Raw genomic sequence first — 26,259 nt, 5'->3', positions numbered from 1 at the left:
AGCTTGGCTAGAAATGGTGATTAAATTGTATTCAATTATCTAATTTATGCACCAACTCACATAATTCATGTGAATAATGTCTTGTTGGAGATACTAAATAACGGTGTCTGAGTAAGAAGATAGAACGATAGATTAAATGTATAAGTTCATTTCTGAATGACGCTTAGCAGCTACCAACTCATTATAAAGATCTCGAGGTATAGCATTAAAGATCTCATTACCTGATTCTAGTTGGCGACGTTGATGACCAGATAGGTTGTGATATACGTCTTCTGGTAGGTCGTGGGTATCTTGTGGCATATAAGCCATAGCATCCGGGGCTAGTCCATGTAATAGTTTTGCACTTGCTAAACCACCATTATGAAATTGGTTTGCTTGTGAAGCAGCGCGAGAGTAGCTTTCTTCATTACTACGTAAAATCTGAGCGTCAGCTAATTGAAAGCGTTGACGAAGCAGATCTTCTGTCACTTTTTTCTCATCTATTTTTTCAACAGGTGTATTTTCACGTAAGTCATTAGACAGTAAAGACATCATTAAGGCGAAATCTGCACGGCGACCCGCTTCCATAGCATGGTTTAGGTTTGAACCGTATTGAATTTCACTGATTAACTCGGCTTTATCTAAAGTATGTACTTTCATGAATCAATTCCTCTTGATGATAAATACATATCGGAAAAGGATTCAAAAACTTTAGTCTTTTTAGGAAATAAATTGCCGTTTTTTTAATTAATAGCGTTAAGTGGCAAAGAGTTACCGTTAATAATGAAAGATAAAAAAAGGCCAGTATAAATACCGACCTTTTTGGTTGAAAGTTAGCCGAAATAATACGGCAACTTCAAATGAATTATTTTGCTAGGTTTTCTTCTACGAAAGACCAGTTTACTAGAGCCCAGAACGCACCCATATAATCAGGACGAACGTTACGGAAATCGATGTAGTAAGCGTGTTCCCATAGATCAACAGTTAGAAGCGGTGTAACGCCTTCTTCTGTTAGTGGAGTACCTGCATTTGATGTATTAACGATAGCTAGAGAGCCATCAGCGTTCTTAACAAGCCAAGTCCAAGAAGAACCAAAGTTGTTGATCGCAGAATCTGTGAATTGTGCTTTGAATTCTTCAAAAGAACCAAATGCAGCATCGATAGCAGCTGCTACAGCGCCTGTTGGTTGGCCGCCAGCGTTTGGAGCTAGGCAGTTCCAGTAGAACGTGTGGTTCCAGATTTGTGCTGCGTTATTGAAAACACCACCAGTAGAAGTCTTAACGATCTCTTCTAGTGTTTTGCCTTCAAACTCAGTACCTGGGATAAGGCCATTAAGCTTAACAACATAAGTGTTGTGATGCTTACCGTGGTGGTAATCTAAAGTCTCAGCAGAGATATGTGGTTCTAATGCGTCTTTTGCGAACGGTAGAGCTGGTAATTCAAATGACATTGCTCATGTCTCCATGTTGTAAGAGGTCTACGCCTCACTAATATTCCAAAAAATATACACTCAAATGAGTGTAGAATTTATTCTGACTTCGCTCTGATTCTAGCAAGTTTTGATTTTATTAAAAGAAAAAGTGGAGAATTTTCAATAAATAATACCACTACAAATATTAGGTATTTTTTTCTGAGTGCATAAGAAGTAGAATGAATACAACTTAGTGTCGACCCATTAGAGGATACAATGGAAACTATCGATAAGATCAAACAACAAATTACTGAAAACCACATTATTCTATACATGAAAGGCTCACCTAAGCTTCCAAGCTGTGGTTTTTCATCTCAAGCTTCTCAAGCACTAATGAACTGCGGCGAGAAATTTGCTTATGTGGACATCCTACAAAATCCAGACATTCGTGCTGAGCTTCCTGCATACGCACAATGGCCCACTTTCCCACAGTTGTGGATTGAAGGTGAATTAATTGGCGGTTGTGACATCATTTTGGAAATGTTCCAAAAAGGTGAGCTTCAGCCATTAGTTAAAGAAGCGGCAGAGCGTAATGCTCCTGAAGCTGAGTAATAATTAGAACGTTATAATTATTTATAATTTAAAAGCCACGTTTGATAATACGTGGCTTTTTAATGACTCTAGAACATAAATAGTTCGGTTATTTATCTGAGTTACTCATGATAAAATGACGATTATGCAGATGCTTTCGCTTTTTCAAAAGCAAGAGTCTGTAATTTTGCTAAGGTAGAGGTCCCTTTTTGTAATCTAGCAAGCCACTTCGTTTCAACATTCTCTTTTTCATCGTCAAGCCTCATCTCGCAATACACTAAGTAAACAATATAAGCGGTTTCATAATCGGTAATATCAGCATGTTGAATATCTGAGATTAAACGATTAGCCTCGCCATACCGGTTCATTTTTAATTGCCATAATGCCGAAAGTGCTCTTTGTGCAGAAGTACAAGGGATCCCACGTAAGCGACCTTTTAACTTTGCACTAACACGCTGCCAAGAGCTTTCAGGTGACCAGTCTTGCAACGTTTCTTGTGATGCAAGAAAAAGATCACCCCATGCGGCCATTGCTCTTTTTCCTGCAGAGTCAAATGCAGAATTTGGCAATAAATAAGCGTATTTAGTGAGTAAGTCGAATGCATCGTATCGTTCTCCTTTTGCAAGAAGAGACCAAATGAGGTGACTGAATCTTAAATACGAGTAGGGTGCAAGTTCAAATCCTTTTTTCCAGTAACGAGCAGCAATAGATAAGTTATCTCGGTTAAACGCTATTTGAGCTTTTAAATCAAGCAAACGTAAGCTACTGGTTTCATTTTTTGGTAATAATGAATCGAGTAACTGGTTAGCGTTATCAAAATCATTTTGTGCGATATAGATTTCTGCTTGTTGGATTTCAGCTTCAATCGACTCTTTAATTATGGAGAGTAAAGCTTTATTCACGCTCAACGCTTCTGACAGTCGGTTCACCTTGATGAGGCGAGATGTCAGTTTAAGCATTGAGTCTTTAAGAATGATTTTATTTGGTGCTTTGAATATAAGAGGTTTAACACCAGCGAGCCCATCTTTTGTATAAGCGGCAATCATCCCCATCGCGAATTGACGTTTTACTAAATCATGGTTAATAACCTTGATAATTTCTTCTGGGCGAATTGGCTTTTGGATATACTTTTCAGGGATATAATCGGTATATGCTAATTCAATTTGTGGATCTTCATTACCAGTTACGACATAGACCAGAGTATTGTCGGTAATCAATCGTAGTAGACGTAATTGCTCTAACATTTGAAGACCAGTACTGCCATGGCCAAGGTTATGATCAACAAAAAGGACATCGAATTTTTTTTGTTTACAGTTACCTACAGCTGCACCTGCTGTTGGGCAGCAAGCAATGTTATTCGTCGGGACACCAATACGACTGAGTAATGCACGGATTGCATTTTGGATAACAGTACTGTCGTCAATGATGAGAAAAGAAGAGAGCTTAATTAGTTTCATAGAAAATAGACAGGTCGTAACTAGACAGTGCAAGAGTATAGCAACAGTCTTACTTAAATATAGAAAAAAGAACGAATAGCTGAGTAAAAATATTTGATATTAATGCAAAAAACGACAGGGTTAACTGCCGTTTTATATCGATTAACATTAATTCTGCAACAATAATATAACTACTAGGCAGTATTAATCAATTAAAGCACCATTGCTGCAATCCAACCAAATGCAATTAATGGCAGGTTGTAGTGTAAGAATGTAGGTACTACGGTTTCCCATACGTGCTCATGTTGGCCATCTGCATTTAGCCCAGACGTTGGGCCTAATGTAGAATCTGATGCAGGGGAGCCAGCATCACCTAGAGCGGCAGCGGTACCAACCAATGCAATGGTAGCCATTGGCGAAAAGCCAAATGCCAAAGCAAGAGGTACATAAATAGTTGCAATAATTGGGATGGTAGAGAAAGAAGAACCAATACCCATGGTTACCAATAAACCGACAATTAGCATGAGTAATGCGGCTAATGGTTGATTATCACCGATTGAAGTTGATAATGATTCTACTAGGATTTCAACGCCACCTGTTGCTTTCATTACCGCAGCAAAACCAGCAGCTGAGATCATAATGAAGCCAATCATAGCCATCATGTGAACACCACGAGTAAAGACATCTTGAGTTTCTTTCCAAGCGATAACACCGCCAAACGTAAACACCATAAACCCGGCAAGTGCCCCAACAATCATTGAACCAGTTGCTAATTGAACGGATAACGCAGCAATAATAGCGATAATTGATATTTGGATATGTCGTTTATTAAACGTAGGTGCTGCATTGGTTGCTTTCATTGTTGTATTATCAACATCAGCATAAGTTCGAGGCTTACGGTAAGAGATAAATACAGCAATTAGAAGACCGGTCACCATACCCAAAGCAGGCAGAGCCATTGCTAAAGGAACTTGGCTAGCAACAACATCGAGGCTGTTGTCATGCAGATTTTTTAATAAAATATTGTTTAAAAATATGCCACCAAAGCCAACAGGCAGGATCATGTATGGTGTAACTAAACCAAAGGTTAGTACACAAGCAATTAAACGTCGATCAAGCTTTAGTTTATTAAATACTTGGATCAGTGGCGGGATTAAGATTGGAATAAACGCAATATGCACAGGCACTACGTTTTGCGATGAAATCGTAATTAATAATATTAAGCAAAGTAACAGGTATTTCACACCAGTGGCAGCATGAAGATTATCTTTTGCGTTAATGCGTTTTATAACACTGTGAGCTAATAAATCAGTCACGCCAGATTTTGAAATAGCAACAGCAAACGCACCAAGCATAGCATAGCTTAATGCAATTGTAGCACCGCCACCTAAGCCACCTTCAAATGCTGAAATAGTCTCAGATAATGATAAACCACCCACTAATCCACCGATTAGTGCACTGAACGTTAATGCAACGACAACGTTAACTCTAAGCAAAGCGAGAATAAGCATTACTGAAACAGAAAGAATGATTGGATTCATTTTGTTTAGTTTCCCTGTAAATGTTGTGTAGTTATGCCAATTGATAAATAAGCATAAAATGTATGTCTACTTTCTGATTGATATGTGCAGATAGCCAATTAATTATTATTAGTATTTTCTTCTTCGGTTTCAGGCAATAGTGGCCATCCACCAAGATCTTTCCATTTATTTACGATATGACAGAATAACTCAGCAGTCTTTTCTGTATCGTAAAGTGCTGAATGGGCTTCTTTTCCATCAAAATCAATGTTTGCAGCTTTACATGCTTTAGCTAAAACGGTTTGCCCTAGTGCTAATCCGCTGATCGCCGCAGTATCAAATGTGCAGAAAGGATGAAAAGGAATACGTTTTAATTTTGCTCGTTCAGAAGCTTCCATCACAAAGCTGTGATCAAAATTAGCATTATGAGCGACCATAATTGCTCGGCGACAATCATGCTGTTTTTGCTCTTTTCGGATTTGTTTGTAGATTTCTTTTAAAGCGATATCTTCTGTAACCGCGCCACGTAATGGACTGAATGGGTCACGGATACCATTAAATTCTAGTGCTTCCTTCTCAAGATTAGCACCTTCAAATGGAGAAACATGATAATGAATTGTACTGGCTGGTTTTAAGTAACCTTCTTCATCCATTGCAAGGGTGACAGCACAAATCTCAAGTAAAGCATCAGTTTTTGAATTGAAGCCAGCGGTCTCAACATCAATAACGACAGGGAAATAACCACGAAATCGGTTTTTTAATAAATTATGTTGCTCTACTTCAGTCATCATTCGGTACGTAAGAAAATGTTGCCGTTATTATTGCAGATTATCGTTAGCATAAAAACTGTAAATAAGGTGTGATGAGGATATATTTATTGAAGATAAGTGGTGATAAATAAAATACAGACCAAAAATGAGTATTATTGGTCTAAATTTTGCTTTAATTAAGCTCATCGTCAACGGCATGACTCCAATAGATTTAGGTATTATGAAAAAAACACTTTTTACTTTAGCCCTGCTAGTAAGCTCATTGACTGCAACATCTGCATTAGCCAATAAGAACTATGTTGCTAAGCCTGAGCAATCAAAATGGGTAATGCTAGAGAATTCGCCATTAGAATGCCGTTTATCTCACAATATTCCAAATTACGGAAATGCAGAATTTTCATCGTACGCCAATAAAAAGATGAATCTGGATTTTGAACTAAAAATGAACCGTCCAATGGGAGAGACTCGCTCAGTTAATTTGGTCTCTATGCCACCGCGTTGGACTCCTGGCGAAAGCGCCGATTCAATGACAAATTTGAAATTTTTCAAACAATTTGATGGTTATGTCGGCGGTACGACTGCATGGTCAATGTTGGCTGAATTAGAGAATGGACGTTTTCCTACCTTTACTTATGCCGATTGGCAGAGTCCTAAGCAGTTGATTGAGGTTGCACTTTCTCCAGTTGTATTTCAAAACACATACAACGTTTTTAGCATGTGTATTGCTAATTTGTTGCCTTATAGTTTTGAAGATATTTCATTTACTATTCTACACTTTGATAAAAACAGTGATGAATTAAATAAAGCATCAAAAAAACGTTTATCTCAAATAGCAGACTTTATTAAATATACTAAAGATGTCGATTTAGTATTAGTGGCGACTTACACTGATTCTAGTGGTGGAAAAAATGTTAACCAACAAGTGTCTGAGCGACGCGCATTAAAGCTACAAAACTATTTTGAATCGATTGGTTTACCTACTGATCGCATTCGTGTTCAATCTTATGGTGAACGTCGTCCTATTGCTGATAATGCAACACCAATCGGTAAGAATAAAAACCGTCGAGTTGTTATTTCTTTAGGTCGAACAATAATTTAATCGGTGTAATTTTATCGAGTAACTCATTTAAGGTGTCTATTACAATAGGCACCTTTTTTATTGCAGTTTAAAACTCGCAATTAACTCACATTGAACTGTGGTATCAATGTGTTGAATATGTTTTGCAATTTCTGGATTAGGGTGACGTTTCATAAATTCTAAAAGGGCATTTTTACAGCAACCTAAGTTAGAAACGAAAGATTCACAATCATTTTTGGGGCATTGTGGTACAAGAGTGAGAATTTTTTCTGCAGCAATTTCTAAATACTTTAGCTCAAAATTATTGTCATTTTGGCTTCGCCAGAATTGAGCTAAATTATGACAAGAGATAACCGTGATGGTTACTTGATCAACGAGACTCGCTTCATTGCGCTTTGTGAGCTCCTCTGAAATGGCAAAGGCCTGTTGATAATGAAGAATGGTACGCCAGAAGTCTTTATTCTTAAAAGACTGTTCAGCTAATATAGTGTGTTTTTCCCATAGTTCTATCATGATATTCCCTCAATTGGCGTTCTTTCAATTATTATGCAAACACTCTAATTGAGAATTGTTATCATTAAAAGCGTGAGGTATAAAAAAACCTGCTTAGATCGCAGGTTTAATTCAATAGAGTATTTAGTATCTTAATTAAAGTAAGGAATTAGCCTTCTAAACCAGCTGAAGCACTTTTATTCTGGATAAGTTCAATCATGTAGCCATCAGGGTCTTTAACAAACGCAATGTGTGTTGAACCACCTTTTACAGGGCCAGCCTCACGAGTGACGTTACCACCAGCCGCTTTGATTGCATCACAGGTTTGGTATACATCATCAACACCAATGGCAATATGACCAAAAGCCGTACCCATATCGTATTCTTCAGTGCCCCAGTTATACGTTAATTCGATCACTGCACCTTGAGATTCATCACCGTAGCCAAGAAAAGCTAACGTATATTTGTACTCTTCATTCGTGTTTTGACGAAGAAGATCCATACCCATTACTTTGGTGTAAAACTCGATTGATTTATCTAAATTACCCACACGGATCATCGTGTGTAAAATGCGTCCATTAGCCATTGTTTTGCTCCAGTTTTTTACTTTTATTCCAACCTAAATAATTGATAGGTAGGTAGTATTTAAATATCTGTTTTTTCTTTGAACTCACAGAGATCTTCTATCATGCAACTGCCACAGCGAGGTTTACGTGCAATACAGGTATAACGACCGTGCAGAATAAGCCAGTGGTGTACATCAAGTTTGAACTCTTTAGGTACCACTTTGAGTAATTTCTTTTCTACGTCGTTAACGGTTTTTCCCATTGCCAGCTTTGTACGGTTAGAGACACGATAAATATGAGTATCTACCGCAATGGTTGGCCAACCAAAGGCTGTATTTAGAACGACATTTGCCGTTTTGTGCCCAACACCAGGTAGAGCTTCTAGCGCGTCTTGATCTTCAGGGATCTCACTGTCATGAAGATCAATCAACATCTGGCAAGTCTTGATAACATTAACGGCTTTGGTATTAAATAAACCAATGGTTTTAATGTAAGTTTTTAATCCGTCAACGCCTAAGTCTAAGATTGCTTGAGGCGTATTTGCAACAGGGTATAATTTGCGCGTCGCTTTGTTTACGCTGACATCGGTAGCTTGTGCTGATAGCAAAACAGCGATCAATAATTCAAACGGCGTAGACCATTCAAGCTCAGTTTGAGGATGTGGGTTATCGGCTTGTAAGCGTTCTAATATTTCTCGGCGTTTTACATTATTCATACCGCTCAATGTCCTTATTTATGATACTCGTGCGCGTTCAATTTTTTCTTTTTCTTGTTTTGGTTGACGATCCGCTAATTTTTTATCGATAACATTCTTTATCGCAATAAGAAAACCGACACCTAAGAAAGCGCCTGGTGGAAGCATGGCTAATAGGAAATGGCTATCGACATGAAATAGTTCAATACGCAATACTGTCGCCCAATCACCCAATAATAGATCCGCACCATCAAATAGCGTGCCGTTACCAAGTACTTCACGCATTGCACCTAATAGGACAAGCACTGCTGTCATACCTAACCCCATCCATAACCCATCAAGAGCTGCAGGTACAGGGTCATTTTTAGAGGCGAAAGCTTCTGCACGACCGATGATAATACAGTTAGTTACGATAAGAGGAATAAAGATGCCCAGTGATAGATATAGACCATAAGCATATGCATTCATTAATAATTGAACACAGGTTACTAGTGAGGCAATAATCATCACAAAAACTGGGATACGGACTTCTTGTGGGATCCATTGGCGAACTAATGAAACAATTAAGTTAGATCCAATAAGAACTAAGGTGGTAGCAATACCTAATCCTAGCGCATTGGTTACCGTTGCCGAAACCGCAAGTAAAGGACAAAGTCCCAGCAGCTGAACTAGGGCAGGGTTGTTATCCCATAAACCATTTTTGATTAGTTCTTTGTTAATTGCCATTAGTTAGCCTCACAATTTAGAGGAAGAGTCTGCAACTCATCTTGATGTGTTTTATAGAACCATACCGCTTTTTTAACTGCTTTTACAACTGCGCGAGGTGTGATGGTTGCCCCTGTAAATTGATCAAATTGGCCCCCATCTTTTTGAACAGCCCAGCTTTTATCTTGAAAATTATCAACAGATTTTCCTAAAAACGCATCAACCCATCGAGTGATACGAATATCTATTTTATCGCCTAAGCCCGGTGTTTCTTGATGGGACAGTACACGAACCCCTGTTACCATCGCATCAGAGTCGACACCAATAATAATCTTAATTGCACCGCTATAACCATCTGGTGCAATAGTTTCTATAGCTGCACCTGAGTGCTTGCCATTTAGTGACGCTAAATAAATAGGCATTGGTTGTTCAGTACCTAAAGCTTCTGGATTTTTAACTAAAATACAGGCTTTATAAAGCTCGTTGTCATGTTGTGCCTTTGGTACTACTTGATTAAGTGTAGACAGCAGTTGTTGTTGCTGCTGATAGGCAATTTGATCTTTTGTTAATGCAAAAGTAATGGTTACTAATGCTGTAGAAGCAATTGCAAAAAGCGCCAGAACAAGGCTGCTTTTTTTCATAGTATTAAGCATTGTCTTATCCTTTTTTATGGCCGTATGTTCTTGGTTTGGTGTAGTAATCAATCAAAGGAACACACATGTTGGTTAAGAGGACAGCGAAAGCCACGCCATCAGGGAAACCGCCCCAAGTACGGATGATATAAACTAATGCCCCAATAAGTGCACCATAATATAAGCGGCCTTTTGGTGTTGTTGCTGCCGATACGGGATCGGTAGCAATAAAGAAAGCCCCAAACATAGTGGCACCAGAAAATAGGTTAAACAGTGGCGATGTTGCTGTATCTGGTGAAAATAGAGCAAATAAACTACTGATCACAAAGAGGCTAGCTAAAAAGCTGACAGGAATGTGCCAATGAATGACCCGTTGTTGTAGAAGGAAAAGGCCACCTAATAAGAAGCCTATATTAACCCACAACCACCCTAATCCAGCAAAACCATTGAAGATAGGTGAAGATAAAACTTCAGAAGTCGTCAGTCCTGATTTTAATCCCGTTTTTAAGGTATCTAATGGGGTAGCCATTGTCATACCATCGACATTCATTGTTAATTGATGGACAGAAAAACCATCTTGACTTAACCCACTCAGGATCAACCATATTGAATCTGAAAAGCTAATCGTCTCTGTGAGCAATTCTTTGACGGGTAGCCAAGTTGTCATTTGTACAGGGAAAGAGATCAACAAAACAACATAGGCAGCCATTGCTGGATTAAATAGGTTTTGTCCTAACCCACCATATAGGTGCTTAGCAATAACAATAGCAAAAACAACACCAATAACAGTTACCCACCAAGGTGCCAGTGGTGGAATGGCAAGTGCCAGTAATAGACCTGTTAGTAGTGCACTATTATCACTAAGGTACGGTTTTAGTGGGCGCTTTCGACACTTTAAGATGAAAGCTTCTGCCGAAATTGCTGTGATAATCGCAATAAATACCTGTAAGAAGGTGCCCCAACCAAAAAAGTAGGTTTGAGCAAGTAATCCAGGAATTGTTGCTAACGCCACCATTCTCATGATGGTTCTTGTGCTCTTTTTACTGTGGGCATGTGGTGAGCTAGTGATAAAAAAGGCCACTTTTACTCTTCCTTATTGTTATTTTCTTGTGCTGCTTTGCGAGCTTTAGCGCGTGCAATAGCAGCAGCGACGGCTGCTTTTTTCGGGTCTACTTTTTCTTTAGGTTCTTGAATTTCACTATCTGCTTCAGTAGATGCTTCTGTTGTTTTCTCTGCTTGCGCCGCTTTGCGAGCTTTAGCGCGTGCAATGGCAGCAGCGACGGCTGCTTTTTTCGGGTCTACTTTTTCTGCAGGTTCTTGAATTTCAATATCTGGTTGAGTAGATGCTTCTGTTGTTTCCTCTGCTTGTGCCATTTTGCGAGCTTTAGCACGAGCAATGGCAGCAGCGACAGCCGCTTTTTTCGGGTCTACTTTTTCTTCTGGTTCCTGAATTTCAATATCTGCTTCGGTAGATGCTTCTGTTGTTTCCTCTGCTTGTGCCATTTTGCGAGCTTTAGCACGAGCAATGGCAGCAGCGACGGCTGCTTTTTTCGGGTCTACTTTTTCTTCAGGTTCTTGAATTTCAATATCTGGTTGAGTAGATGCTTCTGTTGTTTCCTCTGCTTGCGCCACTTTGCGGGCTTTAGCACGAGCAATGGCAGCTGCAACGGCATCTTTTTTACCTGAAGTCTCTGGAGCGTCTTGTGATTCTTGATTTTCAGTAGCAAGTTTGGTTTTTCTTTCTCGCGCTTGCTGTTTACGCTCTTCACGTAATTTCATCATCTCAGAGTTATCTGGCTCGTCAGAATTAGCTTTTGCGGCTTCTGCTTGTTTGGCTTTAGCACGAGCAATGGCAGCTGCAACTGCTGGTTTTGGTGCTGCAACATCTGACTCTGCAGCGGATTTTTGGGCTTTTACTCTTGCGATAGCCGCTGCGATAGCATCGTTTCCTAAGCTATCTGGCTTTTCTGCTTTCATTTCTTTGCGACGATTTTCTGCGGCAAGCTTAAATTTGTTTTCACGCTCTAATTTATCACGTTCCATTCGAGCGTTTTTTTCTTCAAATCGAGCTTTTGCACGATCTGCTGACAATGCATCTTGCTTACGAGCGTATATTTCAGATTTTGCTTGGCGATAATATTGTACTAATGGAATTTCACTTGGGCAGACATACGCACAGGCACCACACTCAATACAATCAGATAAATTATATTCTTCACATTTATCAAACTCTTCTGATTTGGCATACCAGTACAGCTGTTGAGGCAGTAATGAAGAAGGACAAGCATCAGCACAACTACTGCATCGAATGCAGGCCATTTCATGATTATAAAGAGGGAGCTCTTTTCTATCTGGGGTAATAATGCAGTTCGTGATTTTAGTGATTGGGATCTGTTGATGAGGCAGAGTAAAGCCCATCAGTGAGCCTCCCATAATAATACGAGGGTGCTTTTTATCTGCTTTATAACCGACAATATCCATTAGATACTGAACATTGGTTCCTAAGCGAACCCAATAATTACCAGGGTTATCAATACTATTACCAGTAAGAGTAACAACTCGCTCAATCAGAGGCTCTGCATTACAAATAGCACGTTTAACCGCAAAAATAGTGCCCACGTTTTGCATAATAACGCCAATATCAGTTGAGCGTCCGTTAGCGGGAACTTCTTTACCAGTTAGAATCTTAACCAGTTGACGTGAACTGCCTGATGGGTACTTTGTCGGAATAACACGAATGAGAATATTATCGTGTTCTGACACTTCAGCATTGAGTGCTTTTATTGCATCAGGTTTATTGTCCTCAATAGCAATAATGACTAATTTAGGCGTTAAGATGTGCTGTAAGATTTTAATACCAGTAACGATTTCACTCGCATAATCTTGCATTAAACGATCATCGACCGTGATGTATGGCTCACATTCCGCAGCATTGATGATTAAAATATCAGCTTTGCCGACACCACTCTGTAATTTACGGCTAGTAGGGAAGCCTGCGCCTCCCATACCTGAAATACCTGATTGACGAATACGCTCAATAAGATCGATAGGATCTTCATTTAAAAAATCAGTAATTGGTTCACGATTATCAAGCCATTGATCATTGCCATCGGTTTCTATAACAATACAAAGATCGGTTAAGCCTGATGGATGCGCGACTGTTCGTGGTTCTATCGCGATAATTCTACCAGAGGTTGGGGCATGAATGGGCACACACATAGCAATATTACCTTGTGTGAGCGGTTGGCCTTTTAATACGCTTTGACCAACAGTAACAAGAATGTCACCTTTACCACCAATATGTTGCTTTAGTGGCAAGACTAACTCAGAAGGGAGTCCTGCTTGCTGAATGGCGTTACGTGTAGAGATAACTTTATTTTCAGCGGGATGGATACCACCATGAAAATCCCAAAGTTGACCCTGTTTAATTTTCTCGATAATGGACAACATGGGTTACTGCTCCGATGCTTGAGAAGGCTTATCTGCCGGAAGATTAACAACAGGGATGCTTTGTAAATCCCATTTCCAGTTATCAGGCGTTGTGCTGACAGGTATCATTTCAATACAGTCGGTTGGACATGGAGCAACACACAAATCACAGCCGGTACATTCGGCTTCAATAACGGTGTGTAATGCTTTTGTTCCTCCCACGATAGCGTCAACTGGGCAGGCTTGAATACACTTAGTGCAGCCAATACACATATCCTCATGAATGAAAGCGATTGTTTTTACATTCACAGCATCATCATCGTCTGAGGTTGGAACATCAACTCCCATGAGATCGGCAAGCTTTTCGATCGTTGCTTGACCGCCGGGAGGACATTTATTGATGATGTCTCCATTAGCAATGGCTTCAGCATAAGGCTTACATCCAGGGTAACCACATTGACCACATTGGGTTTGGGGAAGAATGGCATCAATCTGTTCAACAATTGGATCGGATTCAACTTTAAATTTGATTGACGCAAAGCCTAGTATTAAACCAAATACTAAGGCGAGTGCGGCAATAGCAATAACAGCAATAAGAATTGAACTCATGTTTATAATTTCACTAAACCAGTAAAGCCCATAAAGGCCAAAGACATTAAGCCTGCAGTGATCATAGCAATAGAAGCGCCTTTAAAAGGAAGGGGCACATCGGCTGCTGCAATTCGTTCACGCATAGCAGAAAAGAGAATGAGTACTAATGAAAAACCAACGGCTGCACCAAAACCATAAATAATAGACTCAATGAAATTATGATTTTCAGTGACATTAAGTAATGCAACACCAAGAACGGCACAGTTAGTCGTGATTAACGGAAGAAAAATACCAAGAACACGATATAAAGTAGGACTGGTTTTATGCACGACCATTTCGGTGAATTGAACAACAACGGCGATCACAAGTATGAAACTCATGGTTCGCAAATATTCGATGCCAAGAGGCGCTAAAATGTAGGTTTCAACAAGATACGAACATACTGAAGCGAGCGTTAGGACAAAAGTTGTCGCAAGCCCCATTCCAATTGCACTTTCCAGTTTTTTAGATACGCCCATAAATGGACAAAGACCTAAAAACTTAACCAATACAAAGTTGTTCACTAAAACAGTACCAACAAGTAGTAACAGATACTCAGTCATGCCAATGATTTTTATGATAATAGATGATCTGGTTATTATCGGCCTTTAAGCGCGTGATAACAACCTTAGAAAGAATAGGTTTTTACTATTTAAGCAAAAAATAGATAAAAAAAAGCCTCGTCATTTAGACAAGGCTTTATGATTTGGCTCCCTTTGCTGGACTTGAACCAGCGACATACGGATTAACAGTCCGGCGTTCTACCAACTGAACTAAAAGGGAATCGTTGTACGTCAGCGATATTAGCTACTCAAAAATAAACTGTCAATAGCGATAGACGAGAAAAAATTATTTGATTATTTTATCGACAGAAAGAGTATTTCACATAAAAATTTATTGACATCAACGCTAGACTATATATATCAATGCTTGTGGGTAGTTATCCACTAAAACTGTGGATAAGTGTGTTAATGAAACTATATTAACTCTAGAAAAGTCAGATATATCGGGCCTATCAAGGAGTTCTCTCTATTAGGTTGTTTACTTTGTGTTCATTAAATCAATAACTTAAAATAAGGTTGTTTTTTGATTATACAAATAGCTTGATATTTGAACACAAGACGGGGGTTAGGTATCATTTTGTCTGTATTTTAGCCAGTGCTGGGGAAAACTTTTCTTATTAAAGAGCTTATATAAATCCGAAGATGGATTTGGTAGGGTATGCTCTTCTTAATATCATCGAGTCAATCTGGAGTGCTCATCATGGCTAATGCGTATGAATTAATTTCCAATTATCAGCCTGCAGGAGATCAACCTGAAGCCATTAAAGCCTTAAGTGAAGGGTTAGAGAATGGGTTAGCCCATCAAACCTTATTAGGGGTAACAGGTTCTGGTAAAACATTTACGTTAGCAAATGTGATTGCTCAATCAGGGCGACCAACAATAATTATGGCTCATAATAAAACATTAGCCGCTCAACTATATGGTGAAATGAAGGCATTTTTTCCAAATAATGCGGTTGAGTACTTTGTTTCTTATTTTGATTATTATCAGCCAGAAGCTTATGTACCAACAACAGATACCTTTATTGAAAAAGATTCTTCAGTAAATGAGCATATTGAGCAAATGCGTCTTTCTGCAACGAAAGCTCTTTTAGAGCGTAAGGATGCCATTATTATCGCTTCGGTTTCCGCTATTTATGGTCTTGGTGATCCTCAAGCGTATTTAAGCATGATGCTTCATTTGCGACGTGGCGATGTCGTTAACCAGAGAGACATCCTACGTCGTTTGGCTGAACTGCAATATAAACGTAACGACATGGCTTTTGAGCGCGGAACTTTTCGTGTTCGCGGTGAAGTTCTTGATGTTTTTCCTGCCGAATCGGAGCATGAAGCTATTCGTATTGAATTATTTGATGATGAAGTAGAGCGCATTAGTAAGTTTGACCCATTAACCGGTACTATCATTACTAAAGATATGCCTCGTTGTACTATCTATCCTAAAACGCATTATGTAACACCAAGAGAAAAAGTATTAGAGGCCATAGAACAGATAAAGATAGACCTTGCTGCGCGTCAAAAAGAATTATTAGCGAATAATAAATTAATAGAAGAGCAGCGTATTACGCAGCGAACTCAGTTTGATATCGAAATGATGAACGAGTTGGGTTTCTGCTCTGGTATTGAAAACTATTCACGTTATTTAAGCGGCCGCCCAGAAGGAGAAGCACCTCCGACCTTATTTGATTATCTTCCAGATGATGGATTATTAATTATTGATGAATCGCATATTACGGTTTCGCAAATTGGAGCCATGTATAAAGGCGACCGCTCGCGAAAAGAGAACTTAGTGGAGTACGGGTTCAGGCTTCCTTCTGCATTAGATAATCGACCAATGCGCTTTGATGAGTTTGAAGCATTGGCACCACAAACAATCTATGTATCCGCGACGCCGGGTAATTATGAAATTGAAAAATCTGGCGGTGAAATTGCGGAACAAGTAGTTCGCCCAACAGGTCTTCTTGACCCACTTATTGAAGTTCGTCCAGTAGCAACTCAGGTAGATGATTTATTATCTGAAATACGACTTCGAACAAAAGTGGGTGAGCGAGTATTAGTGACAACTCTGACTAAGCGCATGGCTGAAGATTTAACTGAATATCTAGATGAGCATGGTGTGAAGGTGCGATATTTACACTCTGATATAGATACTGTCGAGCGAGTCGAGATCATTCGTGATTTACGTTTAGGCAAATTTGATGTGTTGGTTGGCATTAACTTGTTACGTGAAGGCTTAGATATGCCAGAAGTCTCTCTTGTTGCGATTCTAGATGCAGATAAAGAAGGCTTTTTACGTTCAGAGCGTTCGTTGATCCAAACGATTGGCCGTGCTGCTCGTAACTTAGAGGGCAAGGCGATTTTATATGCGGATAGAATTACAGGTTCAATGGAAAAAGCAATTGGAGAAACAGAAAGAAGACGGGAAAAACAAATTTTACATAACGAAGCGTTAGGTATCGTTCCCACAGCACTGAAAAAAGACGTAGCCGATATCCTTGAGCTTGGGGATATGACTAAGAATAAGCGTAAGGTGGTGGCACCGAAAATTAAGTTATCTGAGGTGGCTGAAGAAGGAGCGAATTACCTGTCAATGACACCACAGCAACTAGAAAAAGAAGTGCAAAAACTAGAAACTAAGATGTATCAACATGCAACAGATCTGGAGTTTGAATTGGCCGCACAAGTAAGAGATGAAATTGATGTATTAAAAGGGCAATTTATTACAAATAGCTAGTGATGGTTTTATAAATAGGAATTTTAGATAAAAAAGAAGCCAACCGCAATATCCCGGTTGGCTTTATTGTTTATGTGAAAGTAAATTTCACTAACAACGTCAGTTGGCTAGGTGACCCTTTGGCTTAAAGGGTCACTATAAACATAGCAGGTAGCGTGCCAACTTTTTTAACAGCAAAAAGTGGACTCTCAGGTCTAAAAAATAAACAAAATAACTAAGTTTTTGTATTTTGCAATTTGATATTCGCATTTTGAAATTGCATAATGCGAATATTATGTTTTTTGTTACTTAATGGTGGCTCATGCTAAAGAAATATTTATTAATGGTTGAGGATACCGCTTCAGTAGCAGCTTTATACCGCTCTTATCTTAATCCCTTGGGTTTCGATATTGATGTTGTTGCTAAAGGGGGGGATGCTATTGTAAAAATTGAAGAAAGAACCCCTGATCTTGTTTTACTTGATTTGCGATTGCCTGATATGACTGGCTTTGAGGTATTAACAGAGATTAGAAAAAATAGTAAAAATATTCCCGTGGTTTTAATGACGGCTCATGGTTCTATTGATGCTGCCGTTGAAGCAATGCAATTGGGCGCTCAGGATTTTTTAATTAAACCCTGTGAGGCCGACCGGTTAAGGGTTACCGTAAATAACGCACTTCGACAAGCTCAAAAATACCAAGATGAAGCAAAAGGGAGTTCAAATAAAACCAATAAACAATACCAAGGTTTTATTGGGAGTAGCTCTCAAATGAATAAAGTGTATCGAACGATTGATTCTGCAGCTTCGAGTAAAGCGACTATTTTTATTACTGGTGAATCCGGTACAGGTAAAGAAGTGTGTGCAGAGGCCGTGCATGCTGCAAGTAAGCGCTATGAAGGCCCTTTTATTGCGATAAACTGCGCGGCAATACCAAAAGACTTAATAGAAAGTGAGCTGTTTGGTCATGTTAAAGGTGCATTTACTGGTGCTTCCGTTGATCGAAAAGGTGCAGCAGAACAGGCCGATGGGGGGACACTTTTTTTAGACGAACTGTGTGAAATGGATTTGGATTTGCAGACCAAATTATTACGTTTTATTCAAACAGGTACATTTCAAAAAGTAGGCTCTTCTAAAATGAGCGGAGTAGATGTTCGTTTTGTTTGTGCGACGAATAGAGATCCGTGGCTTGAAGTCCAAGAAGGGCGGTTTCGTGAAGACCTTTATTATCGACTTCATGTTATCCCACTGACTTTGCCACCGTTGCGTGATCGGGGCAATGATATTATAGAGATTGCCCACTCTATTCTTGGCCATTTTTCAAATGAAGAAGGACGTGAATTTATTACTTTTAGTCCAGAAGTCATTGACCGGTTTTTGAATTATGATTGGCCTGGTAATGTTCGCCAGTTACAAAATGTCATTAGAAACGTAGTGGTATTAAATAGAGGTAAAGAAGTTGAACTATCGATGCTTCCACCTCCATTGTCCATTGAGCGTAAGGTTGGTTCAAATATTGCTTCTATTGAGGCCATAAGCGATGAGCTGTCAACGCCTAATAATACGGAAAGTGCGCTTTATAGTATTAGTTGGGATAGCCGTGATGGCATTGTTCCATTGTGGCAATCAGAAAAGAAGATCATTGAATCTGCAATTGTTTTATGTGATGGAAATATACCGCAGGCAGCTAAATGTTTAGAGGTCAGCGCATCAACGTTATATAGAAAATTACAATCCTGGAATAAAAAATAATAGAGGAGCTACTGTGAGCCAGTATATAAATCAAATAGCGCTGAATCAATTGGTCCAAGAAGTTGGAGGCGAGAATGTTCCTTTTCTTTTTGGTATTTTTTGTGACGAGTTAGATGAGTTTATTGAGACGCTTACTGCTCAGCCTGAAATTGAGAAGGTAAGAGAGATAAGTCACTGCTTAAAAAGCAGCGCAGGTAGCTTTGGTGCTGATAAGCTAGCAATGATGGCTATTCATATTGAAGAGAAAGCAAAGACAGAGCAGAAAGAGTGGGTTGAGCGCAATATCTCCGAATTTGTTAATATTGCGCGTGGAACTGAATTGGCTTATCGTGAATTATTAATGAAGCAAGTGTATTAATCCAATAAGTTGATTACAGCTTGTTTTAGTTTATCTCTATCGTGTCGCCAGTCATGGTTCAGTGAGGCTAAATCTGTGGTTTTACAATCGTATTCTTGTTGTAATTCCACTAGCTTTTTATCTGTTAAAATAACATCCACTTTTCTTCCTAAACAAGCGCGCTCACACCATTCAAGCATCATTTTGTGATCCATTTTTCCTGCTGGTCCAAACTCTTTTGATAAGTTATCAATAAAGACGACCTTAGCTGTATTATTTTCGCCAATAGCTTTACCTAATCCAGTCAACAGCAGTGGTGGCATAATACTGGTTAAGAAACTTCCAGGACCTAATAAAATTAAATCAGCTTTTTTCACCGCCTCAATGGCTTCGAAGGTAGCAGGAACTTCTGGGTCTAAAAAAAGCCGTAAAGGAAGTTGACTCATCTCATCAATATTGCTTTCGCCAGATATTTTACGTAAATCTGTCGTTAATGCGCCTAAATCAGACGGATGTTCAGACATTGGGATTATTTGCGTTTCTACTTTTAGCATGTCACGAATAAGGTTGATGGCATCTAAAGGGCGAACGCTAAGGTTATCTAATGCGGTGAGCATTAAATTTCCAAGATTATGGCCGTGTAATTCACCTTGTCCTTTAAAGCGGTATTCAAACATCATTGAGCTGATAGATGGGTCCGTGATAAGTTGGTTAATACAATTACGTGTATCTCCCCATGCAATACCACCTTGGCACTCTCTAATTCGGCCTGTTGAGCCTCCATTATCGGTGGTGGCAACGATTCCCGTGGCGTTTTTACCAAAATCACTTAATGCAGCAAGTACTCGGCCTAAGCCATGTCCGCCTCCGATAGCAACAATTTGATGTTCATTCATAACATTTACTTTATTCGAATTAGTATTGCTTTCAGTGTCGTGGATCTAGAAAGTGAGAACAAGCAATCATTATGTAAATGCTGAATTAATCACAGTTTGAAGACTGAATAAGCGCATAAAAATAACATTAATCAAACAAAATAGAGGAATTTCGAAGAAATATGAAAAAAATTGGAAAACCACAGAAATATTGAGTATTTTAATAAGAGCGCCAACTTAATTATTAGCGATGGGGTAATCTATTGTCGATTAGGTTTGGTTGCCATAACTCCGAGCTCAAGCTGCTAAGTTGTTTTTAAGAAGCACTCAATATGTAGCGTGAGCCAGTGACAATTCGGTCACAAGGGTTTGTTTGGAAATGAACAAGCCTCCCGTGTTTGGAAAGGTGTTCCGTGGCGAAACAATTCGAAGATAATTTTAATCGTAAGTTTTATTACTTACGGTTGTCGATTACAGACGTCTGTAATTTTAAATGTACTTATTGCTTACCTGATGGTTATCGACCAGAAAATGGCAAGCGAGAGTCCTTCCTTGAGCTTGATGAAATCAAACGTACGGTGAGTGCGTTTGCCCGTTGTGGTACGTCAAAAGTACGTATCACCGGCGGAGAACCAAGTCTGCGTAAAGATTTTACTGAGATCATTCGTACCGTAGCTTCACAGCCAGGCATAACCAAAGTCGCTACTACGACCAATGGTTACCGCATGGAAAGGCATGTTGCTGAATGGCGAGCAGCAGGCCTTACGGATATTAATGTCAGTGTTGATAGTTTAAATCCCAATATGTTTTATCAGATCACAGGTGAAAATAAATTTGCCGACGTTATGGCTGGTATTGATAAGGCAATCGAAGTGGGCTTTAAGCAGGTAAAAGTGAATACTGTTCTACTTAAAGATCTTAATAGCACCGAATTACCTCTATTTTTAAAGTGGATTCAAACTCGCCCAATTCAATTACGTTTTATTGAATTGATGCAAACGGGTGAAATGAACGATCTATTTAAAAATCATCATCAGTCTGGTGTGTCTATTCGTAATCATTTAATTGCTAATAATTGGATATTGAAGCCACGCGGTGAAAGTGATGGCCCAGCTCAAGTCTTTACTCATCCTGATTATATGGGCGAGATTGGTTTGATCATGCCGTATGAAAAAGATTTTTGCCAAAGCTGTAACCGACTACGTGTATCAGCAAAAGGCAAATTACATATGTGCTTGTTTGGTGATTATGGCGTCGATTTACGTGAATTACTGCAAGAAGATACACAACAAGATGAGTTGATCCAACGTATTCAAACTCAGCTAGATAATAAGGCGGAAGGCCACTTTTTACATGATGGCCACGCTGGAATGACCCCACACTTAGCCTCTATTGGCGGATAATAAAGAAGAATTATGTCAAATTTTACTCATATTAATGCCTCTGGTGAGGCGAACATGGTTGATGTTTCAGCTAAGCAAGAAACAGTACGAGAAGCGCGCGCCGAAGCGTTTGTTCATATGGCTCCAGAAACGTTAAAACTGATTGTTTCAGGCTCTCACCATAAAGGTGATGTGTTTGCGACAGCTCGTATTGCTGGTATTCAAGCGGCTAAAAAAACGTGGGATCTTATTCCACTGTGCCACCCATTACTGCTAACTAAAGTTGAAGTTCAGCTTGAAGCGATTGAAGCAGAAAACATGGTTCGTATTGAATCTGTATGTAAATTAGCGGGTAAAACAGGCGTTGAGATGGAAGCATTAACAGCGGCATCGGTTGCGGCATTAACCATCTATGATATGTGTAAAGCGGTTCAAAAAGACATGGTTATTGGTCAGGTTCGTTTATTAGAAAAGACGGGCGGTAAATCTGGACATTTTAAGGCAGACGCATGATTACAGTATTATTTTTCGCACAAACAAAAGAGTTAGTAGGTACTGACAAACTTGAGTTAACAGGCGATTACGCAACTGCCGAAGAGATCCGTGAAGAGTTAAGTAAAAAAGAAGGCAAATGGGATTTAGCGCTAGAGAAAGGCAAATTACTGGTTGCTATTAATCAAACGATTTCAAGTTTAGATTCAGCAGTTGCTGACGGTGATGAGGTTGCTTTCTTCCCACCAGTGACAGGTGGTTAATATGATTTCAGTTCAAGAGCATGATTTTAATGTTGGAGATGAATATCAATTATTAGCAGAAGGAACCGCTGCGGGTGCAGTGGTTACTTTTATTGGTAAAGTTCGAGACATGAACCTTGGCGATGATGTGACAGGGCTGTCTCTAGAGCATTACCCAGGAATGACCGAAAAGTCTCTTAACGATATTGTTGCACAAGCCAAAGCACGTTGGCCATTACTTAAAGTGAAAGTGATTCACCGAGTAGGGGACTTAGAACTTGGTGATCAAATCGTCTTTGTTGGTGTATCAAGTGCCCATCGTGGTGCTGCGTTTGATTCGTGTGAATTCATTATGGATTACTTAAAAACCAATGCACCGTTCTGGAAAAAAGAACGAACAACTAAAGAGGTGCGCTGGGTTGAATCAAGAGAAACAGATAAATCAGCGGCGCAACGCTGGGAAAAGTAATTCCTTAATAGTAAAAGAATAAAGAATAAAGAATAAAAAAGGGAAGAGAGCATATGCTTTCTTCCCTTTTTCTATTTAGATTGAGCGAGTGACAGTTTGTTATTTATTATAAATACCAAATTGCTCCATCGCATAAGCAACACGTGCTTCTGGGGTTGGGTAAGGGACAGTTTCTTCCAAGCTCTCAATATGTTTTAAGCGAGGCAGTAGCCCTGTACCATTCGCTATTTGAATCGCTAAACCTGGACGAGCATTAAGTTCAAGCACCATTGGTCCATACACTTTATCTAAAACCATATCCGTTCCCATATAGCCTAAGCCTGTCATTTCCCATGCACTTGATGCAAGAGTTAGCAGTTTATGCCAATGTGGAACCTCTAAGGTACTTAATAGCTTGCCAGTATCAGGGTGCTTTTCAACAGGTAAGTCAAACTGTACAGCGCGTACAGCTTTACCTGTACCAATATCAATCCCTACACCAACCGCACCTTGGTGCAAGTTAGCTTTACCATCAGAGTCAGTGGTTGATAAACGCATCATAGCCATGACAGGGTAGCCTTTAAATACAATAATTCGTACATCGGGCACGCCTTCGTAACTGAAGCCATCAAACACATCATCAAATTGGATCAAGTTTTCAATCATTGCCACATCATTTTTTCCACCAAGGGAGAAAAGACCTGCCAATGTATTGGTAATGTGACGTTCCACATCTTGTTTATTGGCTTCTGCGCCAGAAGGTTTGTAATACACCCCATCTTTATGTGAAGTAATAACTAAAATACCTTTACCGCCACTGCCTTGGGCTGGTTTGATAACAAACCCAGGCCAATCTTTAACGATATCGTGAATGTTTTTTACTTCAGCTTGGCTGTCTATCACCCCAATAAGCTTAGGTACCGTAGCCCCAGCTTTTTCGGCAATAATCTTAGTTTTTAATTTATCATCAACTAATGGGTATTTACTACGGTCATTGTAACGGCCAATGTAGCTGCCGTTACGTTGATTCATTCCCATGATCCCTTTGGCTTTTAGTTTTGACGGAGATGTAAATCTACTAAACATAAGTTAGTCCTCCGCTAAAGGCTTAAAGCGGCGAAGCTCACTTAAACGGTAGCCCGTGTAGTTACCAAGCATTAGGATAACCGCTAGGATAATTAGCTGAACACCAATAAAGTTAAACGTTAAATGCTGTACAAATGGGTTTGTCATTGCGATATAAATCAAGATTGCAGTTAATAATGAACCACCACCTTGTGTCGCCACTTCTTTCCAACCTTCTTCTTCCCAAAGGATAGACATACGTTCAACCGTCCAAGATAGAATAATCATAGGGAAGAAAGTAATACTTAACCCAGCGGTTAAACCAATCTTAAAGGCAACAATCGTGAAGATTGAGATGATCATAATGACGGTGATTATCACCGCGGAGATTCTTGCTACCAGAAGTAGGTTGAGTTTAGATAAGTAACTACGAATAACCAAACCAGTACCAACAATCAGTAAGAAACCGACAATACCAGTGACTAGTTGAGTTTGTACAAAAGCAACAGCAATAAGTACTGGCATGAAAGTACCAGAGGTTTTTAAGCCGACAATAACTCGTAAGAAAACAACCATTAACGCACCAATAGGAATAAGCATGATGGTTTTAAACATCGATTGCTCTTCAAGAGGTAAGCTATGGATAGAGAAGTTTAATAAGTTATCTGCTTCTACTTTTTTCTCGGTTGCCGCTGTTGGTGATATTTCTTGTGCAATCATTGAGAAGTTAATTTGGCTGTTTTTACCGCCAACAACATCTAATAGAGAGACATTGGTTTCATCCCAAAGCAGTAAGTTCGTAGGTTGGCCTTGCTCACCCGTCTCAGGATTGAATAGTTGCCACTTTTCACCATTCCATACTTCAACCATGTGTTGTACAGATTGGCGACGACGCCCATCTTCTAACCAAAGAGCGCCTACGATTTTATTATGAATCGCTTCGTAGCTTAATAATTTAGAAACGGCTTGGACTTTGGTTAAGTCATTTAGGAGTAAAGAGGCATTTTGATTATCAGGATCATTAAATTGCTTAATTAGTTCACGAGTTAGTGTAATGTCATCAGAAGAACGAGCTCTTGCTTGATCTAATAATGAGATAGCTGCAGCTTCGTGTGGACCCTCAAAAGTAACCGCTTCTGGTTTCTCTGATTTCGGTGGCTCAATGGTCGCTTCTGCGAATGGGTCAACTAAAATTTGAGTCTTATAATAAAGGGTTTGTGGCCCGTCGGCTTGGCGGATAGTCCATTCGGCACGTCGTCCATGCTCTGTCGTTAAATAAGCAATACCGTAGCCTGGAGAAGATGCACTCTCATCGACAATAGTAAAGCCGGCTTGGTTTTGTGGGGCAGCCATAGATACTTTTACTGGTTTATTGATTGCATCAAATTGAATTCGGGCTTCTACATCCCAAACTTGGCTTCTTTCACCGGGTGTCCAAGGTACCCCGTATGAGTCATGGCGTAACCAACTTAATGTAAGCCCCGCGACAATTAATAGTGAAATCAGAAAATAAAAAGGCACTCTTGATGGCATAACGTCCTCGTTGTAATAGCATATCGAAAAGATAATTATAATTGTAATTAAAGCGGTAAATTATGCTATTAACATATTGAATAAATTACCACTTATTTGAGGTAGAAACTATTTTTTGCTTTGAACAAACTCTTTACTGACGTCAATAACAGCAATATCTTGAATAAACTCACGACCAAGTAAAACAGAATGAGTCATGTGAGAGCGGTCGGCAAGAGTAAACTGAACTTTTTCATGGATTGCCCCAAGTTTGATCCAAAGCTCAACAACCGGGCGGCGTTCCATTTCTTCTGTGGTTGATTGACGAATTTTAACGTTACGAATAACCGGCGCGGTGATCCACTCTAGTTTTCCATCTGCTTGCGCATCTTGGTTGATTAGATGGAATCGAACCCATTGAGTGCCATTTCGCTCAAACTCTTGAAGATCAACGGCATTAAGAGAAGAGGTTGTTGCCCCTGTATCAATACGAGCAGTAAATTGCTGCTTAATATCAGCAATTTCAACATTTTCAATCGCACCTAAAATTAAGGTGTCTTTCAATGATTGAGTTTGCATAGAAATAGGAACTGGTGCTAGGCGAGCTTTTTTAGAGGTAGCTTGCTTTATACTTGCTTGAATTTTGGTTTGTTCAGAACGAACTATTGATAGTTCTTCTGATACGTTCGACAGCTCTTTCTCTAATGTTGAAATATAGTCATTTTGCGTCTCAATCTTTGTTTCCATACCATCTAAACGAGTGTTTAGATTGGTTTCCATAGACTTAATGGCTGCAACTGTTTCTGTATTATCTGAAGCAACTGGTGCTGCTTGTTGGGTTAGAGCACAGCCTGAAAGGCTTAAAATAGCAACCAGTGGTAAAATTCGTTGGATCATTTGATGTTCCGTTGAGTTAAATTAACATGGAGATAATAACGATAATAAATAGA

Annotated in this window: 27 protein-coding genes, 1 tRNA gene and 1 riboswitch; of the genes, 9 read left to right on the top strand and 19 right to left on the bottom strand. The window is 39.4% G+C overall.

Annotated features, from left to right (window positions below):
• Positions 1–132 precede the first annotated feature (132 nt).
• Positions 133–639, bottom strand: a complete 507-nt coding sequence (locus F8B77_RS01365; RefSeq protein ID WP_151653044.1) for a VC2046/SO_2500 family protein — start codon at positions 637–639, stop codon at positions 133–135.
• 205 nt (positions 640–844) lie between these two features.
• Positions 845–1,429 (bottom strand): superoxide dismutase [Fe], encoded by a 585-nt coding sequence (sodB, locus tag F8B77_RS01360; RefSeq protein WP_130043214.1) that lies wholly within the window; start codon positions 1,427–1,429, stop codon positions 845–847.
• Between the two features lie 237 nt (positions 1,430–1,666).
• Between sodB and grxD the strand changes: the two genes are divergently transcribed.
• Entirely contained in the window at positions 1,667–2,002 is a 336-nt protein-coding gene (gene grxD / locus F8B77_RS01355; protein WP_151653042.1) for a Grx4 family monothiol glutaredoxin, read from the top strand.
• A 122-nt stretch (positions 2,003–2,124) separates the two neighbouring features.
• Here the strand turns inward: grxD and F8B77_RS01350 are convergent, their stop codons facing one another.
• From F8B77_RS01350 to rnt, 3 genes are all read right to left on the bottom strand, one after another.
• Entirely contained in the window at positions 2,125–3,438 is a 1,314-nt protein-coding gene (locus F8B77_RS01350) for a response regulator (RefSeq protein WP_151653040.1), read from the bottom strand.
• A 191-nt stretch (positions 3,439–3,629) separates the two neighbouring features.
• Positions 3,630–4,958, bottom strand: coding sequence for a Na+/H+ antiporter family protein (locus F8B77_RS01345; RefSeq protein WP_151653038.1), 1,329 nt, complete (start codon positions 4,956–4,958; stop codon positions 3,630–3,632).
• Between the two features lie 98 nt (positions 4,959–5,056).
• Positions 5,057–5,725, bottom strand: a complete 669-nt coding sequence (gene rnt, locus F8B77_RS01340) for a ribonuclease T (protein WP_165371174.1) — start codon at positions 5,723–5,725, stop codon at positions 5,057–5,059.
• A gap of 202 nt (positions 5,726–5,927) precedes the next feature.
• Between rnt and motY the strand changes: the two genes are divergently transcribed.
• Positions 5,928–6,806 carry a flagellar protein MotY gene (gene motY, locus F8B77_RS01335; RefSeq protein WP_130043443.1) on the top strand — a complete coding sequence of 293 codons (879 nt, stop codon included), beginning with the start codon at positions 5,928–5,930 and terminating at the stop codon, positions 6,804–6,806.
• Positions 6,807–6,863: 57 nt separating this feature from the next.
• Here the strand turns inward: motY and F8B77_RS01330 are convergent, their stop codons facing one another.
• From F8B77_RS01330 to F8B77_RS01285, 10 genes are all read right to left on the bottom strand, one after another.
• Complete coding sequence (locus F8B77_RS01330) at positions 6,864–7,301, bottom strand: DUF2753 domain-containing protein (protein WP_208846051.1); 438 nt, start codon at positions 7,299–7,301, stop codon at positions 6,864–6,866.
• A gap of 145 nt (positions 7,302–7,446) precedes the next feature.
• Positions 7,447–7,863 carry a lactoylglutathione lyase gene (gloA, locus tag F8B77_RS01325; protein WP_130048417.1) on the bottom strand — a complete coding sequence of 139 codons (417 nt, stop codon included), beginning with the start codon at positions 7,861–7,863 and terminating at the stop codon, positions 7,447–7,449.
• A 59-nt stretch (positions 7,864–7,922) separates the two neighbouring features.
• On the bottom strand, positions 7,923–8,558 hold the full coding sequence (gene nth / locus F8B77_RS01320) for an endonuclease III (RefSeq protein ID WP_130043221.1): 636 nt from the start codon (positions 8,556–8,558) through the stop codon (positions 7,923–7,925).
• An 18-nt stretch (positions 8,559–8,576) separates the two neighbouring features.
• Entirely contained in the window at positions 8,577–9,263 is a 687-nt protein-coding gene (locus F8B77_RS01315; protein WP_130048418.1) for an electron transport complex subunit E, read from the bottom strand.
• Positions 9,263–9,895: an electron transport complex subunit RsxG gene (gene rsxG, locus F8B77_RS01310; RefSeq protein ID WP_151653034.1), complete on the bottom strand. Its 633-nt coding sequence runs from the start codon at positions 9,893–9,895 to the stop codon at positions 9,263–9,265. The genes F8B77_RS01315 and rsxG overlap by 1 nt, the downstream gene beginning before the upstream one ends.
• Positions 9,896–9,899: 4 nt before the next feature.
• The gene (gene rsxD / locus F8B77_RS01305; protein ID WP_151653032.1) at positions 9,900–10,955 is read right to left on the bottom strand and encodes an electron transport complex subunit RsxD; all 1,056 of its coding nucleotides are present in this window, start codon (positions 10,953–10,955) and stop codon (positions 9,900–9,902) included.
• A 2-nt stretch (positions 10,956–10,957) separates the two neighbouring features.
• A complete protein-coding gene (gene rsxC, locus F8B77_RS01300) occupies positions 10,958–13,324 on the bottom strand; it encodes an electron transport complex subunit RsxC (RefSeq protein WP_151653030.1) in 2,367 nt (788 codons plus the stop codon).
• 3 nt (positions 13,325–13,327) lie between these two features.
• A complete protein-coding gene (rsxB, locus tag F8B77_RS01295; protein ID WP_151653028.1) occupies positions 13,328–13,912 on the bottom strand; it encodes an electron transport complex subunit RsxB in 585 nt (194 codons plus the stop codon).
• 2 nt (positions 13,913–13,914) lie between these two features.
• Positions 13,915–14,496: an electron transport complex subunit RsxA gene (gene rsxA / locus F8B77_RS01290; protein ID WP_065591551.1), complete on the bottom strand. Its 582-nt coding sequence runs from the start codon at positions 14,494–14,496 to the stop codon at positions 13,915–13,917.
• Between the two features lie 144 nt (positions 14,497–14,640).
• Positions 14,641–14,716: transfer RNA gene (locus F8B77_RS01285), tRNA-Asn, on the bottom strand.
• Between the two features lie 480 nt (positions 14,717–15,196).
• Here F8B77_RS01285 and uvrB point away from each other — a divergent pair.
• The 3 genes from uvrB (at position 15,197) to F8B77_RS01270 (ending at position 19,314) form a co-directional block, all read left to right on the top strand.
• The gene (uvrB, locus tag F8B77_RS01280; protein ID WP_151653026.1) at positions 15,197–17,227 is read left to right on the top strand and encodes an excinuclease ABC subunit UvrB; all 2,031 of its coding nucleotides are present in this window, start codon (positions 15,197–15,199) and stop codon (positions 17,225–17,227) included.
• A 301-nt stretch (positions 17,228–17,528) separates the two neighbouring features.
• Positions 17,529–18,956 (top strand): quorum-sensing sigma-54 dependent transcriptional regulator LuxO, encoded by a 1,428-nt coding sequence (gene luxO, locus F8B77_RS01275; protein WP_151653024.1) that lies wholly within the window; start codon positions 17,529–17,531, stop codon positions 18,954–18,956.
• Positions 18,957–18,969: 13 nt separating this feature from the next.
• Positions 18,970–19,314, top strand: a complete 345-nt coding sequence (locus tag F8B77_RS01270; protein WP_151653022.1) for an Hpt domain-containing protein — start codon at positions 18,970–18,972, stop codon at positions 19,312–19,314.
• On the opposite strand, the gene yvcK is transcribed toward F8B77_RS01270, so the two are convergent.
• The gene (yvcK, locus tag F8B77_RS01265) at positions 19,311–20,189 is read right to left on the bottom strand and encodes a uridine diphosphate-N-acetylglucosamine-binding protein YvcK (RefSeq protein WP_151653020.1); all 879 of its coding nucleotides are present in this window, start codon (positions 20,187–20,189) and stop codon (positions 19,311–19,313) included. The genes F8B77_RS01270 and yvcK overlap by 4 nt on opposite strands.
• A 256-nt stretch (positions 20,190–20,445) precedes the next feature.
• Positions 20,446–20,593, top strand: a riboswitch (molybdenum cofactor riboswitch).
• On the opposite strand from yvcK, the gene moaA reads away from it, so the two are divergent.
• The 4 genes from moaA to moaE all read left to right on the top strand — a co-directional run bounded on the left by moaA (position 20,582) and on the right by moaE (position 22,753).
• A complete protein-coding gene (gene moaA, locus F8B77_RS01260) occupies positions 20,582–21,571 on the top strand; it encodes a GTP 3',8-cyclase MoaA (RefSeq protein ID WP_151653018.1) in 990 nt (329 codons plus the stop codon). Its footprint overlaps the riboswitch before it by 12 nt.
• A 12-nt stretch (positions 21,572–21,583) precedes the next feature.
• A complete protein-coding gene (gene moaC, locus F8B77_RS01255) occupies positions 21,584–22,063 on the top strand; it encodes a cyclic pyranopterin monophosphate synthase MoaC (protein ID WP_060990564.1) in 480 nt (159 codons plus the stop codon).
• Positions 22,060–22,305: a molybdopterin synthase sulfur carrier subunit gene (gene moaD / locus F8B77_RS01250; protein WP_130043232.1), complete on the top strand. Its 246-nt coding sequence runs from the start codon at positions 22,060–22,062 to the stop codon at positions 22,303–22,305. The genes moaC and moaD overlap by 4 nt, the downstream gene beginning before the upstream one ends.
• Before the next feature lies 1 nt (position 22,306).
• Positions 22,307–22,753: a molybdopterin synthase catalytic subunit MoaE gene (gene moaE / locus F8B77_RS01245; RefSeq protein WP_151653016.1), complete on the top strand. Its 447-nt coding sequence runs from the start codon at positions 22,307–22,309 to the stop codon at positions 22,751–22,753.
• A 99-nt stretch (positions 22,754–22,852) separates the two neighbouring features.
• Here moaE and F8B77_RS01240 read toward each other — a convergent pair whose 3' ends face one another.
• The 3 genes from F8B77_RS01240 to F8B77_RS01230 form a co-directional block, all read right to left on the bottom strand.
• Positions 22,853–23,818: an alpha-L-glutamate ligase-like protein gene (locus F8B77_RS01240; RefSeq protein WP_130043233.1), complete on the bottom strand. Its 966-nt coding sequence runs from the start codon at positions 23,816–23,818 to the stop codon at positions 22,853–22,855.
• Between the two features lie 3 nt (positions 23,819–23,821).
• The gene (locus tag F8B77_RS01235; protein ID WP_151653014.1) at positions 23,822–25,330 is read right to left on the bottom strand and encodes an inactive transglutaminase family protein; all 1,509 of its coding nucleotides are present in this window, start codon (positions 25,328–25,330) and stop codon (positions 23,822–23,824) included.
• Positions 25,331–25,438: 108 nt separating this feature from the next.
• On the bottom strand, positions 25,439–26,206 hold the full coding sequence (locus tag F8B77_RS01230; RefSeq protein WP_130048429.1) for a putative ATP-dependent zinc protease: 768 nt from the start codon (positions 26,204–26,206) through the stop codon (positions 25,439–25,441).
• Positions 26,207–26,259: the final 53 nt, after the last annotated feature.

Source organism: Aliivibrio finisterrensis (assembly GCF_008933155.1).
Lineage (GTDB): Bacteria > Pseudomonadota > Gammaproteobacteria > Enterobacterales > Vibrionaceae > Aliivibrio > Aliivibrio finisterrensis.
Note: the sequence above shows the minus strand (reverse complement) of the source record. Positions and strands in the feature narration are given on the sequence as shown.

Coding starts and splice junctions, on each gene's coding strand:
- luxO (WP_151653024.1), top strand. CDS start 17,529: ATGCTAAAGAAATATTTATTAATGGTTGAGGATACCGCTTCAGTAGCA.
- rsxB (WP_151653028.1), bottom strand. CDS start 13,912: ATGAGTTCAATTCTTATTGCTGTTATTGCTATTGCCGCACTCGCCTTA.
- motY (WP_130043443.1), top strand. CDS start 5,928: ATGAAAAAAACACTTTTTACTTTAGCCCTGCTAGTAAGCTCATTGACT.
- yvcK (WP_151653020.1), bottom strand. CDS start 20,189: ATGAATGAACATCAAATTGTTGCTATCGGAGGCGGACATGGCTTAGGC.
- rsxA (WP_065591551.1), bottom strand. CDS start 14,496: ATGACTGAGTATCTGTTACTACTTGTTGGTACTGTTTTAGTGAACAAC.
- F8B77_RS01350 (WP_151653040.1), bottom strand. CDS start 3,438: ATGAAACTAATTAAGCTCTCTTCTTTTCTCATCATTGACGACAGTACT.
- moaE (WP_151653016.1), top strand. CDS start 22,307: ATGATTTCAGTTCAAGAGCATGATTTTAATGTTGGAGATGAATATCAA.
- nth (WP_130043221.1), bottom strand. CDS start 8,558: ATGAATAATGTAAAACGCCGAGAAATATTAGAACGCTTACAAGCCGAT.
- moaD (WP_130043232.1), top strand. CDS start 22,060: ATGATTACAGTATTATTTTTCGCACAAACAAAAGAGTTAGTAGGTACT.
- sodB (WP_130043214.1), bottom strand. CDS start 1,429: ATGTCATTTGAATTACCAGCTCTACCGTTCGCAAAAGACGCATTAGAA.
- F8B77_RS01365 (WP_151653044.1), bottom strand. CDS start 639: ATGAAAGTACATACTTTAGATAAAGCCGAGTTAATCAGTGAAATTCAA.
- grxD (WP_151653042.1), top strand. CDS start 1,667: ATGGAAACTATCGATAAGATCAAACAACAAATTACTGAAAACCACATT.
- F8B77_RS01235 (WP_151653014.1), bottom strand. CDS start 25,330: ATGCCATCAAGAGTGCCTTTTTATTTTCTGATTTCACTATTAATTGTC.
- F8B77_RS01240 (WP_130043233.1), bottom strand. CDS start 23,818: ATGTTTAGTAGATTTACATCTCCGTCAAAACTAAAAGCCAAAGGGATC.
- rnt (WP_165371174.1), bottom strand. CDS start 5,725: ATGACTGAAGTAGAGCAACATAATTTATTAAAAAACCGATTTCGTGGT.
- rsxG (WP_151653034.1), bottom strand. CDS start 9,895: ATGCTTAATACTATGAAAAAAAGCAGCCTTGTTCTGGCGCTTTTTGCA.
- gloA (WP_130048417.1), bottom strand. CDS start 7,863: ATGGCTAATGGACGCATTTTACACACGATGATCCGTGTGGGTAATTTA.
- moaC (WP_060990564.1), top strand. CDS start 21,584: ATGTCAAATTTTACTCATATTAATGCCTCTGGTGAGGCGAACATGGTT.
- F8B77_RS01230 (WP_130048429.1), bottom strand. CDS start 26,206: ATGATCCAACGAATTTTACCACTGGTTGCTATTTTAAGCCTTTCAGGC.
- rsxC (WP_151653030.1), bottom strand. CDS start 13,324: ATGTTGTCCATTATCGAGAAAATTAAACAGGGTCAACTTTGGGATTTT.
- uvrB (WP_151653026.1), top strand. CDS start 15,197: ATGGCTAATGCGTATGAATTAATTTCCAATTATCAGCCTGCAGGAGAT.
- F8B77_RS01345 (WP_151653038.1), bottom strand. CDS start 4,958: ATGAATCCAATCATTCTTTCTGTTTCAGTAATGCTTATTCTCGCTTTG.
- F8B77_RS01315 (WP_130048418.1), bottom strand. CDS start 9,263: ATGGCAATTAACAAAGAACTAATCAAAAATGGTTTATGGGATAACAAC.